Genomic DNA, 13,364 nt, shown 5'->3' with positions numbered 1-13,364 from the left:
CGCCGGGGCGGCTGGGGCGCGGGCGGGGGCGCGGTTAGGATCAGGCCCCGTGGTTGAGACGATCGTGCGGCAGGGGCATCCGCCCAAGGGTGCTTCGGAGCCGGTGCGACCGGGTTCGCCCGGCTGGGCGCGGGTCGTGGCGATCGTCGCCGGGCTGATCGCGGTGCTCAGCGCCGCGGCCATCCCCTTCCTTCCGGTCCGCGTCGACGCCGCGAGCGTGTCCTGGCCGCAGCAGGGCTCGCCCGCGTCGGTCGAGGCACCGCTCGTGGCCTACGCCCCGGCCGCGCTGACGGCGACGGTGCCGTGCGCGGCATTGAGTTCGGTCGCGGCGACCGGCGGGGTGGTCGTGTCCACCGTGCCGAGGCAATCGGCCGACATGGAGAAATACGGCTTCGTCGTCAAGGTCGTCGCCGATACCCCCGAGCGCCCCGGCCGGGTCGACGTGGTGTCGCGCTCGATGCTGGTGTGGACCGCGCCGCTGGCCGAGGTGCTCGACCGGTCCTGCGCGCTCACCGTCACCCTGTCGCCGACCGGATCGACGGTCACCACAACAGGACTCGGCGAGGGCGCCACCCTCGCCGGCGATCTCCGTCCGCAGGTGGTCGGAGTGTTCAGCGAGCTCACCGGTGCCGCACCCGCCGACCTCGCGGTGCGCGTCGACGTCGATTCGCGCTACATCACCTCACCCACCTGGCCCAAGCTCGCGGTGATCGCGCTGTGCGTGCTCGCGACGCTCGTCGCCCTGTTCGCGCTGCACCGGCTCGACGCCGCCGACGGCCGGTCGGCGCGCCGGTTCCTGCCGCAGCGCTGGTGGCGGCTGCGCCCGGTCGACTGGCTGGTGTTCGCGGTGCTCGGCGTCTGGCACTTCATCGGCGCCAACACCTCCGACGACGGCTACATCCTCGGGATGGCAAGGGGCGCGCGCAGTTCGGGCAACATGTCGAACTACTACCGCTGGTTCAGCGTCGACGAGGGCCCGTTCTACACCCCCTACACCGACATCATCGGCTGGCTCACCCACATCTCCACCGTCAGCCCGCTCGTGCGCCTGCCCGCGCTGCTCGCCGGTGTACTCACCTGGTGGCTGATCAGCCGTGAAGTGCTGCCGCGCCTGGGTATCGCGTTGCGGCACAGCAAGCTCGTCACCTGGACCGCGGCGCTGGTGTTCCTCGCGTTCTGGCTGCCTTACAACAACGGCTTGCGCGCGGAATTCGTTGTCGCCCTGGGTGTTCTGGTCACCTGGGTATCCGTGGAGCGGGCCATCGCCACACGACGGTTGCTGCCGTACGCGGTGGCGGTGATCGTGGCCGCGTTCACCCTCACCGGTGCGCCATCGGGGCTGATCTGCCTCGGCGCGCTGGTGGCCGGCGCGCGCACCATGACGGCGGTGATCGTGCGCCGGGCCAAGACGGTCGGCTACCTGTCACAGCTGCTGCCGATCCTCGCGGCGGGCGTTGTCGTGCTCACCGTCGTCTTCGCCGACCGTACCCTGGCCGGTGTGCGCGAGATGTTCGCGGTACACGAGAAGATCGGGCCGGGGGAGTCCTGGTTCTTCGAGTTCCTGCGCTACCAGTTCCTGTTGCAGATCAACGCCGACGGCTGGCTCACCCGCCGCTTCGGGGTGTTCGTCATGCTGCTCGGCCTCGTCGTGTGCGCGGCGACCATGCTGCGGCGCGGCGGTCACATCCCCGGCACCGCCGTGGGCCCCACCCGGCGCCTGCTCGGCATCACCCTCGCCGCCATGGTGCTGATGATGTTCTCGCCGACCAAGTGGACACACCAGTTCGGTGTGTTCGCCGGCCTCGCCACCTGCGTCGCCGCGGTCACCGCGGTCGCCGTGAGCCCGAACGTGCTGCGGCCCTTGCGTAACCGGGCGCTGTTCGCCGCCGCGGTGTTCTTCGCGCTCGCGGTGACCTTCGTCGGCGCCAACGGCTACTGGTACGTGTCGGCGTGGGGTGTGCCGTGGTGGGACAAGCCGCCGTCGGTCGCCGGATTCGGCGTGTCAACGGTGTTCGCCGGGCTGACCGGTCTCGCGCTGCTGATCGCCGCCTGGTTCCACATCCACCCGAGTCCGTCGGTCAAGCCGACGCGGCTGAGCGGTGTGCCCGTGCTCGCGGTGGCCGCCGCGATGATGGTGCTGTTCGAGGTGGCGTCCTTCGCCAAGGCCGCCGTCGCCCAGTACCCGGCGTACTCGGTGGCGAGCTCGAACCTGAACGCGGCGTTCGGCGGTGGCTGCGGGATGGCCGACGAGGTGCTCGTCGAAACCGACGCCAACGCCTCGATGCTCGCCCCGCTCACCGGTGACATGACCACGACCATGACGGGCGAATCAACCGGTTTCCGCCCCGACGGCGTGGCGCCCGTGCTCACCTCCGACGAGGTGGAATCCACCACCGGCCAAGCGAATTCGGTCTCCGACGACCCCGACGAGCTGCGCGACGCGACCACGTCGGCCGGTTCGGAATCACGCCAGGGTTCGCTGCAGCTCCCGTTCGGTCTCGACCCGGCCACCACCCCGGTACTCGGCAGCTACCGGGCAGGCACGCAGGAACCCGCCGCCCTGACCACCGGCTGGTTCCGCCTGCCGGAGGGCCCGCGCGGCCCGCTGCTCGCGGTGTCGGTGGCGGGCCGGATCCGTTCGGTCGACGCCGACGGCATCGTGCACCCCGGCCAGGACCTGACGGTCGAATACGGCACCGCCGCCGCCGACGGCACGGTGCAGGTCACCGGTCAGGTCATGCCGATCGACATCGGCCCCGCGCCCGTCTGGCGCAACCTGCGCGTCCCGCTCGACCAGCTCCCCGCCGACGCCACGGCGGTCCGCCTGGTCGCCGCCGACAAGGATCTCGGCCCCGACCAGTGGCTCGCCTTGACCCCGCCGCGTATGCCGCAGACGACCACCCTGAACGCCTTGCTCGGCCGCGACACCCCCGTGCTGCTGGATTGGGCTGTAGGCCTGCACTTCCCGTGCCAGAACCACCTGCCCACCCACAACGGCGTCGCCGCCCACCCCGAATACCGCATCCTCCCCGACCGCAACGGCGCGACCATCACCAACCTCTGGCAGGGCCACGACGGCGGCGGCCCACTCGGCTGGACCCAACTCCTCTTCACCGCCCGCACCCTCCCCACGTACCTGAACAACGACTGGGACAAGGACTGGGGCTCCCTCGAGCAGTACCTCCCCCGAGACACCACAGCCACCCCCGCCGAGATCTCGGTGAACCCCCGCACCGAGTGGGGCACCTGGACTCCCGGCCCGGTCATCACCGCCTGGTAACCCCGGACTTGATCACCACGCTCAGGTGGCTGGATTTCACCTCGAAATCCAGCCACTACGGCGTGGTGATCATTCGCCCGATCGGCCGAGGCCTCGAGGACCATGCTGTGGTGGCTGGAATTCGAACGGAGCCCGCCACGACTGCGTGGTGATCGGTTGTCCAGTGGCGGCGGCCTCGATGTGCGCGGTTGCCGCCGACGCCCAGGGCATCTGTGCGAACCTGCGTGACTGGGCGGGGTTGCGTCTGCGCGGGTGTCAGGTGGTGGTGATGCGGTGGGTGAGGGTGGGGAGGTCGGGGGCGCTGAGGCCGGGGTAGCCGTGGAGGATGTCGCGCCAGCGGGTGGGGACGGCGGAGGCGCCCCAGCGGGCGCCGAGGAGGCCGCCTGCGATGGCGGCGGTGGTGTCGGTGTCGTTGCCCGCGCGGACGCATGCCTCGAGGGCGAGGGCGAGATGGGTCGGTGACGAGCTGTCGGTGGTGGTGATGGCCCACCAGGCGGTCTGCAGGGCGTGGACGACCCAGCCGTTGTTGGGGAAGTCGGCGGGGGTGCCGTGTTCGGCCTCGTCGAGGCGGGCGGTCCAGTATTCGGAATACGCTGAGCCGCGGACGTATTCGCGCACGCCGTCGAAGTTCGCGTGCAGGACGGCATGCCGGATGGCATACGTCCAGATCTTGCAGGCTTCGACCGCCTGTTCGTCGTAGTGGGTGAGCATGCCGACGCGCCCGGCCGCCGCCACGCATTCGGCCGCGTCGTCGAGGTAGGCGAGCGCCACCGGCGCCGTGCGCATCAGCGACCCGTTCCCGCCGGTCCGCCCGGTGAGCGACATCGCCGCCGCCTGCATGTCCAGCGCCGAGCTCGGCTTCATCGACAGTACCGCCCTGGTCTGATTGCCGATATCCGGCGGATCGGTGTCATACCAGCGAACGAACCCCTCGGCCACCGCGTCCAGATCGATCCCCGGTCCCCGCGACGCGGCCTGGGCGACCACCAACGCCATCGACGTGTCGTCGGTCCACTCACCCGGCGCCCAGTTGAACGGCCCACCGCCGATCATGTCGATCACCACATCGGCCCCGGGCTTGGTGAACTCGTACCCCGCCCCCAGCGCATCCCCCGCAGCCGTCCCCACCAGCACTCCGGCCACCCGATCCGCAAAGCCCGAATCCCGCACAGCATCCACCCCTTTCATCACAACCAGTCGACCCGACCGTACCGCCACACTCCGCTCGGTCGGCTCTGATAATCCACCACCACCGCCACCACCGCTGCCGCCACCACCGCTGCCACCGCTGCCGCCGCTGCCGCCGCTGCCGCTGCTGCTGCTGCCGCTGCTGCTGCTGCTGCTGCTGCCGCTGCTGCTGCTGCCGTCGCTGCTGCTGCTGCCGTCGCTGCTGCTGCTGCTGCTGCCGCTGCCGTCGCTGCTGCTGCTGCCGTCGCTGCTGCTGCTGCTGCCGCTGCCGCTGCCGCCACCGCCACCGCCGCTGCCGCCGCAGCCGACATTGGGCTGAAATCGCGCCACAAAAGTGTGGTGGTCAGGCATCCAGGCTTTCGGCGGGCTGGGGAGCGGGGTGGCGGTTGCGGTGGGCTCGGCGGAGGGCGTCGGTGGTGAAGACGGCCAGCGCGGTCCAGATGAGGGCGAAACCGATCCAGCGGGAGGGCGGCATCGGTTCGTGCATCACCGCGACGCCCCAGGCCATCTGGAGGGCAGGGGTGAGGTACTGGAGGATGCCCATGGTCGACAGGGGCACCCGCCGGGCGGCGACGGCGAACAGCAGCAGCGGGATCAGGGTCACCGGCCCGGTGGCCATCATCAGCCCGAAATGGGCGGGGCTGGAGGTGAACTCACTGCGCCCGGTCGCCAGCAAGACGATCACGAACGCCAGCGCGAACGGGGCGGCGACCATCCCCTCGGCGGCGATACCGCGCAGCGCGTCGAGCCGGATCACCTTCTTCACCAGGCCATAGGTGGCGAACGAACACGCCAGCACCAGGGCGATCACCGGTGGTCGGCCGTAGTCGACGGTGAGCACGACCACCGCCAGCGCACCGAGCGAGAGCGCGGCCCACTGCGCCCGGGAGAGCCGTTCCCGGAAGAACACCACCCCGAACGCCACCGTCACCAGCGGATTGATGAAGTACCCGAGCGCGCACTCCACCACATTCCCGGAGATCACCCCGAACACGTAGACGCCCCAGTTGATCGAGATCGCCGCCGACGCGACCGCCGCCAGCCGCCAGGTCCGCGCGTCGATTGCCCGCATCTCCCGCAGTCGCCCGCTGAGCAGCAACACCAGCACCACCACGACCAAGGTCCAGATGATCCGCTGCGCCACCACCTCCACGGCCGACGCGAACGCCAGCAGCCCGAAGAACGCCGGAAACAGACCCCAGATCAGATAAGCCCCCGTCCCGAAGACGACACCGGGCGGGGACGTTCTTGGCTGCATTCATCCCATGTTACGACTGACGTAGCCTGTCGAGCATGTCCATATCCGTGCGGGAGCCCGCCACCGGGCTCAGCGCAACAGAGGTCGAACAGCGGCGCCGTGACGGTCAGACCAACGACGTGCCCGCGCGGGCGAGCCGGTCGGTCGGCGAGATCGTTCGCGCGAACGTGTTCACCCGCATCAACGCCATCCTCGGTGTGCTCTTCCTGCTCGTGCTGTCGACCGGTTCGATCATCGACGGCATGTTCGGGCTGCTCATCGTGGCCAACAGCGCGATCGGCATCATCCAGGAGGTGCGCGCCAAACGCACCCTCGACCAGCTGGCCATCGTCGGCCAGGCCATGCCGACCGTGCGTCGCGACGGCGTCGCCAAGGAGGTCGCCCCGGCCGAGGTGGTGCTCGACGACCTGATCGAGCTCGGCCCCGGCGACCAGATCGTGGTCGACGGCGAGGTGACCGAGGCCGCCGCCCTCGAGGTGGACGAGTCGCTGCTCACCGGCGAGGCCGATCCGATCGACAAGGGTGTCGGCGCCCCCGTGATGTCGGGCAGCTTCGTGGTGTCGGGCTCGGGCGCCTACCGCGCGACGAAGGTCGGCAAGGACGCCTACGCCGCCAAGCTGGCCGAAGAGGCCAGCAAGTTCACCCTGGTGCACTCGGAACTGCGCTCGGGTATCGACAAGATCCTGAAATTCATCACCTACCTGCTGATTCCGGCCGGCCTGCTCAGCATCTACAACCAGCTCGTCTCCAGCGGCGAGTCGTGGCGCCCGGCGGTGACCGGCATGGTCGCGGCCCTGGTGCCGATGGTTCCCGAGGGCCTGGTGCTGATGACCTCCATCGCCTTCGCGGTCGGTGTGGTCCGGCTCGGCAAACGTAACTGCCTGGTGCAGGAACTGCCCGCCATCGAGGGCCTGGCCCGCGTCGACGTGGTGTGCGCGGACAAGACCGGCACGCTCACCGAGAACGGGATGCGCCTGGCCCGTGTCGAACCACTCGGTTCCTTCGACGAGGCGAGCGTGCGCCAGGTACTCGCCGCGTTGGCGGCAGACGATCCACGTCCCAACGCCAGCGTGCAGGCCATCGGCGAGGCGCTACCCGACCGCCCGGACTGGACCGGCACGGCCGTCGCCCCGTTCTCCTCGGCCAAGAAGTGGAGCGGCATTTCCTATGGCGCCCATGGTGATTGGCTCCTCGGCGCACCCGACGTGCTGCTCGATCCCACCTCCGAGACCGCCGCGCACGCCGAGCAGGTGGGTGCCCAAGGTCTGCGGGTGCTGTTGCTCGCGCGCGGCGACCGCCCGGTCGACGCCCCCGACGCGCCGGGCCGGGTGGAGCCCGCCGCCCTCGTCGTGCTCGAACAGAAGGTGCGTCCCGACGCCAAGGACACCCTCGAATACTTCGCGAGCCAGCATGTCTCCATCAAGGTGATCTCCGGCGACAACGCCGTCTCGGTCGGCGCGGTCGCCGCCTCGCTCGACCTGCCCGGTGGATCCGATCCCGTCGACGCACGCACCCTGCCCGAGGACCGCGACGAACTCGCCGACGTGCTCGACGGGAAATCCACCTTCGGCCGCGTGCGCCCCGACCAGAAACGGGCCATGGTCGGCGCCCTGCAGTCGCGCGGCCACACCGTCGCCATGACCGGTGACGGCGTCAACGACGTGCTCGCCCTCAAGGACGCCGACATCGGTGTCGCCATGGGCGCGGGCAGCCCGGCCACCCGCGCGGTGGCCCAGATCGTGTTGCTGGACAACAAGTTCGCGACCCTGCCGTATGTGGTGGGGGAAGGGCGGCGCGTCATCGGCAATATCGAGCGGGTGTCGAATCTGTTCCTCACCAAGACCGTGTACTCGGTGCTGCTGGCGTTCCTGGTCGGCCTGGCGGGTGTGGGTTCGCAGATCTTCGGCTACGACCCCATCGGTTATCCGTTCCTGCCGCGCCACGTGACCATCGCGGCCTGGTTCACCATCGGCATTCCGGCGTTCGTGCTGTCGCTCGCGCCCAACAACGAGCGGGCCCGCACCGGGTTCGTCGGCCGGGTGATGCGGCTGGCGGTGCCCTCGGGTGTGGTGATCGGTGTCGCGACGTTCGTGGCCTACCTGATCGCGTACGCGGGTCCCGAGGCCTCGGAGACGCAGCGGGTACAGGCCGGGACCACCGCGCTGATCACGCTCATCATGATCGCGGTGTGGGTGCTCGCGCTGGTCGCGCGCCCGTACGTGTGGTGGAAGGTGGTGCTGATCGCGGTGTCGGTGCTGGCCTATGTCGCGCTGTTCACGATTCCGTTCACCCGCGAGTTCTTCAAGCTCGACCCGTCGAATCCGAGGCTCACCCTGGCCGCGGTGGTGTGCGGTGTGATCGGCATCGTGCTGGTGGAACTGGCCTGGTGGGTGCAGGCGCGACTGACCGGCAACGCGGGCAAGCTCGTCCCGCCGGTCGGGGCGCAGGGAGCCTGACCGGGGCCGGGCGCGCCTCGAGAACCCTTGTGCCGGGCGAAGTTTCGGTATTGGAGTACCTTTGCCGGTTATGGAGGTATTGCTGCACCAGATCGACGCTTTCGCCGACGCGCCGTTCTCGGGCAACCCGGCCGCGGTCATGCCGTTGCCCACCTGGCTGCCGGACACATTGCTGCAACAGCTCGCCGAGGAGAACAACCTCGCCGAGACGGCGTTCTATACCTCCCAATTACCCTCGGAGGCGGGCGGCCCGCCCGGTGAGTGGCCCGCGTTCCACCTGCGCTGGTTCACCCCGGCGGTCGAGGTGGACATGTGCGGGCACGCCACCCTCGCCTCGGCCGCTCAGGTCATCTCCGACATCCACCCCGAACACGACCGCGTCAGCTTCTACACCCGTTCCGGCTGGTTGCACGTCGACCGCACCGACGACGACGAATACGTCCTGAACCTGCCCGCCCTCGCCTCGGTCCAGGTCGACCCCGATCCCGCCCTGGTCGCCGCGCTCGGCGTCACCCCGGTGCGCGCCTACACCGGCCAGGACGAGATCGTCGTCGTCGCCGACGAAGACGAAGTACGTTCGGCCACACCTGATTTCGGTGCCTTCCCGCAGCTCTCACGCGGCGCGGTCCTCACCGCTCCCGGTCGTTCGAGCGACTTCGTCTCCCGCTTCTTCGGACCCGGCGTCGGCGTTCCGGAAGACCCGGTCACCGGCTCGGCCCACGCACAGCTGGTTCCCCTGTGGGCCCGCGAACTCGGGCGCTCCACCCTCACCGCCCGCCAGCTGTCCCGCCGCGGCGGCACCTTGCGCGGCGAACTGGCCGACAACCGGGTCCTGCTCCTGGGGCGGTGCAGACGGTATCTCGACGGAGTCGTCACCCTGCCGGACTGAGGCCGAGCACAAGCTACCGGCCCGTCGGCGATCGCGGGCCTGTCGGGAGGGGCGACTCTGCGCCGGTCTGGTCGGTGACGTGCTGAGCGGGCACACTGCGTGCGCCCTACTCGGCGGGAACGGGACCGTCGTCGGGGGTAGGGGTGATCGTCCCGGTGTTCTCCGGCAGCAGCGGGCTCACCGCGAAGCGCCCGGCGACGGCGTCGGCCGGAAGTGCTTGCACCGCACGTACTCCCGGTGCGGCGGCGAGATCGCGGAGTTGGGGCAGAGTCCCACGGACGACGATCCCGGCCGTGCACGCGCAGCCGCCGCGCAGCCGGGAAGCACTCACGCGCACCACCTCGGCGCTACGGCCGTCCCGCACTTGCTGCGATTCGAGCAGTCCAGCCGCCGCTTCGCCCGAACGTACGGCGGGTTCGTCGCCCGCGGGCGTAGCGACGGTGACGACCGGGGTCTGCACCCGATCGATCGGCACGTGCTGGATCACCCCGGAGATCCGCAACCCGTCGGCAATGCCCGGAAGCTGTTGCGGCGTCTGGTATTCCGTGAACGACACCAGCGCCCAGCGCGGATCTGCATCGGTGCCGTCGAGGGAGGCTCGAGCGTCGGCGAGGTAGTCGTCGACCTGCTCGCCCTGCGCGGGACCCAGGCGATCGGTCGCCACGTGACCCGCCGCGTGCGGACGGGTGAACGCCACGATCAGCAGCACCACGGCCAGCGCCGCCGCCGCACCGAGCACCACCTTCGACCGTCCCGACAGACCGGTCGAATCGTCCACGCCCGCTACTTCTTCGGGCGGGACAGTCGGCGCGACGAGATCCCCGCGGTCGTCCGGCGCCGTCGTCGACGCCGGTTCGGACGACCGCGGGTCGTCAGGCATTACGTAATACGTCCAGGGCGCCCGCCAGGTCGGCGGGATACTCGCTGGTGATCTCGAGCCAGCGCCCGTCGGCCGGGTGATGGAAACCCAGCTGACGCGCGTGCAGCCACTGCCGTTCCAGCCCGAGCCGCTTGGCCAGCGTCGGATCGGCGCCGTAGGTGAGGTCGCCGGCGCAGGGGTGACGGATCGCGGAGAAATGCACGCGGATCTGATGGGTGCGCCCGGTCTCGAGGTGTACGTCGAGCAGGCTCGCCGCCTGGAACGCCTCGATGGTGTCGTAGTGGGTGATGCTCGGCCTGCCGTCGCCGGTGACGGCGAACTTCCAGTCGTTGCCGCGCGCACGCCCGATCGGCGCGTCGATGGTGCCGCTGCTCGGATCGGGGTGTCCCTGCACGAGAGCATGGTATTGCTTGTCGACCGTGCGTTCCTTGAAGGCGCGCTTGAGCATCGTGTAGGCGTGTTCGGATTGAGCAACGACCATCACGCCGGAGGTGCCCACATCGAGGCGGTGCACGATCCCCTGCCGTTCGTGCGCGCCGGAGGTCGAGATGCGGTACCCCATCGCGGCCAGTCCGCCGACCACGGTCGGGCCCGTCCAGCCGACACCCGAGTGCGCGGCGACGCCGATCGGCTTGTCCACCGCGACGATGTCGTCGTCGGCGTAGAGGATCTTCATCCCCTCCACCGGGGCCGCTTCCACGGTCAGTTCACGTTTGGGTTCGGGGAAGATCACTTCCAGCCAGGCGCCCGCGGTGAGCCGGTCGGACTTGCCCGCGGCGACACCGTCGAGCTGCACCGACCCTTCCTCGGCGAGCGCGGCGACCGCCGTGCGCGAGAGACCGAGCAGCCGCGAGAGTCCCGCGTCCACCCGCATCCCGTCGAGCCCGTCGGGTACGGGCATGGTTCGTGTTTCTCTCACGCGGTCTCCTCCGTGTGTTTGCGACCGCTGCGGGTGCCATCCGGTTCGAAACCGAAGATCGTCAGCGCGACCAGCAGAATCGCCCCGCACACGATGGCCGAATCGGCCACGTTGAACACCGGCCACCAGCCGATCGCGACGAAGTCGACGACATGGCCCTGCAGCGGGCCGGGGGAGCGGAAGATCCGGTCCACCAGGTTGCCCATCGCCCCGCCGAGCACCATGCCCAGGCCGATCGCCCACCACAGTGACCGCAAGGTGCGCCCGATGCGGATGACGCCGACCACCACGGCGGCCGCGATCAAGGTGAGCAGCCAGGTCATGCCGGTCGCCATAGAGAACGCCGCGCCCGGATTGCGCACGAGGTCCAGGCGCGCGAAGTCGCCGATGATCGGCACCGGGTCGTCGGGATCGATGTAGGCGACCGCGAGGCACTTGGTCAGCAGGTCGAGGCCGAACAGCACGGCGGCGATGATCAGCAGCGTTGTCAACCGGCGGCGACCTGGGGTTTCGGTCTCGGTCACCGCGATGGTTTCCGGTGCGTCGGCGGCGTCGCCGGTCGCGGGGACTGCAGCGTTGTCGGTTGACCGGTCTTCACTCACGTGTCCATCATTCCCTAGTCGTTCGCGGAGCCGCGTCGCGGACCGGCCGGAGTCCCAGCAGTTCCTCAGGAAGCGGTCGTACCCTGATCGCTGTGACGGTGTTGTCTAGTTCTCGCTTACCCCGCATCGCGCGCCCCGGGGTGTTTCTGGTGGCGCTCGTGCTCGGGTTCGCGACCTTCGGTGCCGGGTGCGCCGATCGGTCGCCGTCGACCGCCGATTCCGAGGGCCTCGAGCCGCTCGGCATCGGCAAGGAAGTGACCGTGCCGATCACGGCCGCGGTCGCCACCGTCGTCTCCCCGGGCGACGAGCCGCGCAGCCGGCTGCGCCCCCTCTACAGCATCGGCGCCACCCAGGAGGTGACGTTGCGCACCGACTACCGCATCCAGCAGCAGGTCAACGATCAACCGGTGCGCGACTTCTCGCCCGCCGCGCTCACCATCCCGATGACCGCGCGCGCCGATGTCGACGGCGTGGATCTGACGGTCGGCACCGTCACCACCCCCGACCCGGCGCTGAACAAGGCGTTCACCAACGCCGACGGTTCCCAGGCCGGGCTCGCGATGAGTGACCTCGGTGCCATCACCGAACTGCGGATGGCGCCCTCACCCGAGACGCCCAATTCGGCGCGGGCCGCGCTCGAGCAGGCGTTCTACCAGGCGGTGTACCAGTCCGTCGCGTTCCCCGACGAGCCCGTCGGAGTCGGCGCGGTGTGGACCGTGCATCAGCAGATCACCGGCGGCGTCACCCTCGATCAGGTCACCACCGCGACCCTGGTGAGCCGCGACGGCGACCGGCTCACCATCGACCTACAGGTGAACCAGACCCCCACCGGAAACGTGTGGACGCTGCCCAACAACGCGGGCGCCCTGGACATCCAGAACTACGTGATGCAGGGCGCGGGCACGATCACCGTCGATCTCGGTCTGCCGCTGCCCGTGTCGGGTGCCATCGAGGTGGGCGGTCAGCAGACCTATCACGATCCGCGCAGCGTCAGCACGCTCGTGCAGACCCAATCGACCCGCATTTCCTGGACCGAATGATGCGATCGGCCCTGGCCCGCGCGGGCGCGGTCGCTTCGGCCTGCGCCGCGCTGGCAGCGTGCTCGTCGACGTCCGACGACTGCGGCGCGTCCTGTGCGACGACCTGGCCCTCGCCCGCCGCGGTGGCTCCCGGATCCGGACCCGTCGTGCGCGATCAGGCGCAGCTGAGCGCCGGCCTGCTCGCGGCCACCGACCTGCCCGGCGACTTCACAGCGGTCCCACCGCGCCGCGCGGGCAACGACACCGCGGTGCCCGCCGACGCGCCGACCGACCCCGCCGACTGCGCCAGGCTGCTCACACCGATCGCCCAGCAGTGGCCCGGCTCGGCCGCCGCCGCCTCGGTCCAATTCGCCGGACCGAGCTTCGCCACCATCGACATCGACGCCGCGAGCTACCCCGACACCGCCCTCGCCGCCGCGTTCGACTCGCTGCAATCCAGACCACGCCGCTGCACCAGCTACACCGGTGACGACGCGGGCGTGCGCATCGACTACCGGACCGCCCCGCTGGACCAGCCGCCGGTCGGCGACGCGGGTTCGGCGTTCACCCTGACCGCCACGAGCGAGGGCCTGACCCTGACTTCGGCCACCTCACTCGTTCAGGTGGGCAACACCCTGGTCCAGGTGGTCGTGACCGCTCCGGAAGAAGTCGATCCCGGCGTACTGGCCGACCTCACGGCGGCTCAGGTGCGCAAGCTGCGCGGCTGAGCGGCGACCGCCGGTCGGGCTCCGCCCCGGCGCGTCCGAAGGCCGGTCGGCGTCGCAGGTGTGACCAGAGCAGTTGGTCAGCCGCACAGGTATAACCGGCGGCCGGAGCGGGCCGCACGGGCTACTGGCGCGGCCGGAGCGGGCC

11 protein-coding genes are annotated in these 13,364 nt (G+C 70.1%); 6 read left to right on the top strand and 5 right to left on the bottom strand.

From position 1 onward, the window contains the following. The first annotated feature begins 49 nt into the window (after positions 1-49). Positions 50-3,280, top strand: coding sequence for an arabinosyltransferase domain-containing protein (locus NCO8_RS25410; protein ID WP_067642854.1), 3,231 nt, complete (start codon positions 50-52; stop codon positions 3,278-3,280). A gap of 255 nt (positions 3,281-3,535) precedes the next feature. Here NCO8_RS25410 and NCO8_RS25405 read toward each other — a convergent pair whose 3' ends face one another. Further along, a complete protein-coding gene (locus NCO8_RS25405; protein WP_245655493.1) occupies positions 3,536-4,408 on the bottom strand; it encodes an ADP-ribosylglycohydrolase family protein in 873 nt (290 codons plus the stop codon). Between NCO8_RS25405 and NCO8_RS31570 the strand changes: the two genes are divergently transcribed. Beyond that, positions 4,332-4,787, top strand: coding sequence for a hypothetical protein (locus tag NCO8_RS31570; RefSeq protein ID WP_245655505.1), 456 nt, complete (start codon positions 4,332-4,334; stop codon positions 4,785-4,787). The genes NCO8_RS25405 and NCO8_RS31570 overlap by 77 nt on opposite strands. 24 nt (positions 4,788-4,811) lie before the next feature. On the opposite strand, the gene rarD is transcribed toward NCO8_RS31570, so the two are convergent. Next, positions 4,812-5,726, bottom strand: a complete 915-nt coding sequence (gene rarD / locus NCO8_RS25395) for an EamA family transporter RarD (protein WP_067642848.1) — start codon at positions 5,724-5,726, stop codon at positions 4,812-4,814. 35 nt (positions 5,727-5,761) lie between these two features. Between rarD and NCO8_RS25390 the strand changes: the two genes are divergently transcribed. Then, positions 5,762-8,182: a cation-translocating P-type ATPase gene (locus tag NCO8_RS25390; RefSeq protein WP_067642845.1), complete on the top strand. Its 2,421-nt coding sequence runs from the start codon at positions 5,762-5,764 to the stop codon at positions 8,180-8,182. A 70-nt stretch (positions 8,183-8,252) separates the two neighbouring features. Beyond that, positions 8,253-9,071 carry a PhzF family phenazine biosynthesis protein gene (locus NCO8_RS25385; RefSeq protein WP_067642842.1) on the top strand — a complete coding sequence of 273 codons (819 nt, stop codon included), beginning with the start codon at positions 8,253-8,255 and terminating at the stop codon, positions 9,069-9,071. 106 nt (positions 9,072-9,177) lie between these two features. Here the strand turns inward: NCO8_RS25385 and NCO8_RS25380 are convergent, their stop codons facing one another. The 3 genes from NCO8_RS25380 to lspA form a co-directional block, all read right to left on the bottom strand. Continuing rightward, positions 9,178-9,849 (bottom strand): hypothetical protein, encoded by a 672-nt coding sequence (locus tag NCO8_RS25380; RefSeq protein ID WP_157105095.1) that lies wholly within the window; start codon positions 9,847-9,849, stop codon positions 9,178-9,180. 94 nt (positions 9,850-9,943) lie between these two features. Further along, positions 9,944-10,870, bottom strand: a complete 927-nt coding sequence (locus NCO8_RS25375; RefSeq protein WP_067497526.1) for an RluA family pseudouridine synthase — start codon at positions 10,868-10,870, stop codon at positions 9,944-9,946. Then, complete coding sequence (gene lspA, locus NCO8_RS25370; protein WP_084457467.1) at positions 10,867-11,472, bottom strand: signal peptidase II; 606 nt, start codon at positions 11,470-11,472, stop codon at positions 10,867-10,869. Before lspA ends, NCO8_RS25375 begins: the two co-directional genes overlap by 4 nt. Before the next feature lie 92 nt (positions 11,473-11,564). Between lspA and NCO8_RS25365 the strand changes: the two genes are divergently transcribed. Continuing rightward, positions 11,565-12,512 carry a hypothetical protein gene (locus tag NCO8_RS25365; protein WP_243750121.1) on the top strand — a complete coding sequence of 316 codons (948 nt, stop codon included), beginning with the start codon at positions 11,565-11,567 and terminating at the stop codon, positions 12,510-12,512. After that, positions 12,509-13,219: a sensor domain-containing protein gene (locus tag NCO8_RS25360; protein ID WP_067642839.1), complete on the top strand. Its 711-nt coding sequence runs from the start codon at positions 12,509-12,511 to the stop codon at positions 13,217-13,219. Before NCO8_RS25365 ends, NCO8_RS25360 begins: the two co-directional genes overlap by 4 nt. Positions 13,220-13,364: the final 145 nt, after the last annotated feature.

This window comes from Nocardia coubleae NBRC 108252, from assembly GCF_001612805.1.
In the GTDB taxonomy this organism is placed as follows: domain Bacteria; phylum Actinomycetota; class Actinomycetes; order Mycobacteriales; family Mycobacteriaceae; genus Nocardia; species Nocardia coubleae.
This window is presented reverse-complemented; position numbering and strand designations above follow the sequence as displayed.